Source organism: Microcystis sp. M49636_WE2 (genome assembly GCF_030065375.1).
Classification (GTDB): domain Bacteria; phylum Cyanobacteriota; class Cyanobacteriia; order Cyanobacteriales; family Microcystaceae; genus Microcystis; species Microcystis aeruginosa_C.
The window spans coordinates 1-2,393 of record NZ_JASJFG010000835.1 but is presented as its reverse complement, the minus strand read 5'-3'; the positions used below and the strand labels follow the sequence as shown (position 1 = coordinate 2,393).

Genomic DNA, 2,393 nt, shown 5'->3' with positions numbered 1-2,393 from the left:
GATGGTAATCCAGAAATTAAGCCAACTTTAGCCGCTAATTTAGAGAGTTTATTACAACAGAAAAAAGGCAAAATAACCTATAAATCTGCTCAAGAAGTTCTCCTAGAATGTTATCTTGAAAAAGACCATTACGATCTAGTTGATATTGATGCTTTTGGTTCCCCTGCATCTCTGTTTAGTGCTATTCCTTTAGCCACTAAAATCGGTGGTTTAATTTATCTAACTAATACCGATGGACGGACGCTGACGGGTCATAATCTAGAAAATAGTTTAGCTGATTATGGAGCATCTGCTCGCAATCATCCGGCTGCCCACGAACAGGGATTAAGATTAATTATCGCCGGTTTGCAATTAGAATCGGCCCGGTTAGGTTTAGGAATTACGCCGATTTTTTCCTTCTTTTTTGGTCAAAGTTATCGGGTGATGGTGCGGTTAACGGCCAATAGACAATTAAATAGTCATAACTACGGTTTTCTCGGTTATTGTCATAGCTGCGGAGAATATCAATCAGTGCCTTGGCCGAAGTTAGGCAAGATAGTTTGTTCTGGGGACGGGCAACCTTTAACCTTAACCGGACCCTTGTGGTTAGGCAGTTTACATGATCGCCTTTATCTAGAAAAAATGGCAGATTTAGCCCATCAATGGCAGTGGAAAAAGGTAGTTAAATTGTTAGAAATAATGAGGGAAGAAAACGATTTTCCTCCCTATTTTTATAGCTTTCGGGAAATTGGTAGAAGGGGCAAATTAGATCTACCTAAAAGGGAAGATTTAATTGCAGCTCTCCTAGAACAAGGTTATCGAGCCGCTGCCACCCATATTAACCCACAAGCGCTGAAAACTAACGCTTCTTTAGCCCAATGTATCGCACTACTCAAGGACTAATTAGGGTTTGCGGCAAAAAGTTTTTCGTGGGGGTAGGGTGTGGGGTGTGGGGTGTGGGGTTTTACCGATTTTCAGGGGGTCAATTTCCCCCCCCGATCACCCCAAGGTCTGGCACTTTTTGATGGGAAAAAAGTCTAAAATTCTTATCCAACAAGGTTTTTAGATTTATTCAGCACACCCTAATTAGTTAATACCAATAACTAGAACTTTGTTGGGGTTCAGGGGCAAAAGCTAACCAGTAGGGGAATTGTAAAAGAGCGAAATTCAGCCGTTCTTCGGTATCATCGATGATAATGAGCGGTGAATACTTATCGTCGATTAAACGTTCCGCTTTTTGAATTAAAGCTTCGGGAGACTCAAAGAGAACAATGCCGCGGTCCGGGCCAAAATCGGCGCGGGAAATGCCGAGACAATCTTGGAGGCCGCGCCGCCATTCGCCTAAACGTTCGGGACTATTAGCCAGAACGAGAGAACGGAAGCGATCGCCCTGTAATTCCGCCATAATCGAGATAATTGCCGAAGCCACCAGAATATTTTGGAGACGGCTACCCATACCGCGAACAGTACCCCGGCCCCCCTGTTTAAAGAACCACTGTTGCACCCGTTCGGCGTGAATTGGTTCAAAAGTGCGCCGTAGTTGCCAAGGCGGACCGTAATAATCAGGACGACTGCGATAACGGTCTAAAAGAGCTTGGATGCGCTGATTTTGGTCAGAAAAGCCCTGTCTAGGGGTGGATTGCCCCACCGGTTCCGATTCATAACCCGAACGGTTAGAGCGACGGGGTTCTTGCCAATTATCCCGGCCCTGGTTACTGGTACGGGGGGGACGGGGACTTTCTTCGCGATCATCCCGGCCTTGACTGCCACGGGATGGGCGCGGGTTTTCCTCCCGTTCGGTCCGCAGGGGAGGTTCCACGGGTCGGGGGGATTTTTCGGGGGTTTCAAAACGGGGTAATTCCAACTGTTCGGCAGCCGCAGCCAAATCCTGTAAACTGCCCACCAGATAGTCTTTAAATCCCTGAACCCGCACGGCTATGTCCTGGGAGACTCCGGCGAAATTACTCCGCATTTCCTGTCGAATACGCTCACGACGGCGTTCTAACTGTTCGATCGCCAATTCTAAAGCCTGTTTGCGTTGTTCTAGGTCTTTTACGCCTTCCTTGAGCATTCTTTCGATTTGAGCTTTGATATCTCCTAGTTCCTCGGCGATCAAGCGTTCTTTTTCCGCTTTTAACGCCGAGATTTCCGCCGCTAGGCTCTGTTTTTGCCGTTCTAGAGCCTCGATTTCCCCCCGCAGGGGTTGCGCCTGCGCTGTGGGAACTAATTCGCCTTCGGGGGCGGTTTCCGATGGCAGGGGATTCTCTACCGGGCGATCGTTCCAGAGATCATCAAAACTAAATTCTTCGACAGATTCATTGGGTAAGTCTGTCATTTTGTCAAGGGGTAAAACATTAAAATCTTCTGAATTCATCGGCTTTAGAAATGCAGAGCGAACAGAGGGCCAAGGCAGG

The 2,393-nt window shown here is 47.2% G+C and carries 2 protein-coding genes; one reads left to right on the top strand and one right to left on the bottom strand.

Translation table 11 applies throughout. The features are described 5' to 3' along the window. A partial coding sequence (locus PX484_RS19120; protein WP_288105150.1) for a tRNA (guanine-N1)-methyltransferase occupies positions 1–882 on the top strand: 882 nt, incomplete at its 5' end. A 187-nt stretch (positions 883–1,069) separates the two neighbouring features. Here PX484_RS19120 and PX484_RS19115 read toward each other — a convergent pair. Next, positions 1,070–2,353: a DUF3086 domain-containing protein gene (locus PX484_RS19115; protein ID WP_002802344.1), complete on the bottom strand. Its 1,284-nt coding sequence runs from the start codon at positions 2,351–2,353 to the stop codon at positions 1,070–1,072. Positions 2,354–2,393 lie beyond the last annotated feature (40 nt).

What these genes read in the sequence shown, in the direction of transcription:
- PX484_RS19115 (WP_002802344.1), bottom strand. Translation starts at nt 2,353, where the DNA reads ATGAATTCAGAAGATTTTAATGTTTTACCCCTTGACAAAATGACAGAC.